The following is a 1,102-nucleotide window of genomic DNA, read 5'->3' as shown; positions in this document are numbered from 1 at the left end:
GTGTTGGTGCAGGCGTTGGGTGATGCCGGTGTGGTGGCGTCGTTGTGGTGTGTGACGCGGGGTGCGGTGTCGGCCGGTCGTGCGGATCGGTTGGACGGCGATGGTGTGGTGCAGGCGGGTGTGTGGGGTCTGGGGCGGGTGGCCGCGCTGGAGTGTCCGGGGCGTTGGGGTGGTCTGGTCGACCTTCCGCAGGGTGCCGGTGCTGTGGAGGAGCGTGTCCTGGGTCGGCTGGCGGATGTGCTGGCGGGGCTCGGGGGTGAGGATCAGGTCGCGGTGCGGGCGTCGGGTGTGTTCGCGCGTCGGCTGGTGCGGGTGGTGTCGGGTGAGGTGCCGGCTCAGGTGTGGGTGCCTGAGGGGGCGGTGCTGGTTACGGGTGGTACGGGTGCGTTGGGTGCTCGGGTGGCGCGTTGGCTGGTGGGGCGTGGTGCCGGTCATGTGGTGCTGACGAGTCGGCGTGGTCTTGGGGCTCCGGGTGCGGTGGAGTTGCGGGACGAGCTTGAGGCTTTGGGTGCGCGGGTGTCGGTGGTGGCCTGTGATGTGGCGGACCGGGATGCGCTGGCGGGGCTGGTGGACTCGCTCCGTCCGGAGTTGACGGCTGTGTTCCACACGGCGGGTGTGCTGGATGACGGGGTGCTGGACGCGCTCACGCCGGACCGGTTCGAGAGTGTGTGGCGGGCCAAGGCCGACTCGGCGCGTAATCTGCACGAGCTGACGCGTGACCTGGATCTGTCGGCGTTTGTGTTGTTCTCGTCGGTTGCTGGTGTGCTGGGTGCTGCGGGGCAGGGCAATTACGCGGCGGCGAATGCGTTTGTGGATGCGTTGGCCGAGTGGCGGCGTGGTGCGGGGTTGCCGGCGGTGTCGGTGGCGTGGGGTCCGTGGGCTGATGGTGGTATGGCCGCGGACGGGGACGGGGTGTTGGAGCGCCGGTTGCGGCGTGAGGGCATGCTGCCGATGGCGCCGGATCTGGCGATGCGGGCGCTGGAGCAGGCGGTGGACCTGGGCGGGCTGGGTGATGCGGCTCCGTGTGTGGTCGACGTGGAGTGGGAGCGTTTCGCGGCCGGTTTCACCGCGGTGCGGCCCACCACACTCTTCGACGAACTGC

1 protein-coding gene is annotated in these 1,102 nt (G+C 70.1%); it reads left to right on the top strand.

The features are described 5' to 3' along the window. Window positions 1-1,102: beta-ketoacyl reductase (locus IE249_RS35405; protein WP_189711621.1), on the top strand; the 1,102-nt coding region annotated here is incomplete at both ends.

Origin of the sequence: Streptomyces anandii JCM 4720 (assembly GCF_014650655.1) — a bacterium.
In the GTDB taxonomy this organism is placed as follows: domain Bacteria; phylum Actinomycetota; class Actinomycetes; order Streptomycetales; family Streptomycetaceae; genus Streptomyces; species Streptomyces anandii.
This window is presented reverse-complemented; position numbering and strand designations above follow the sequence as displayed.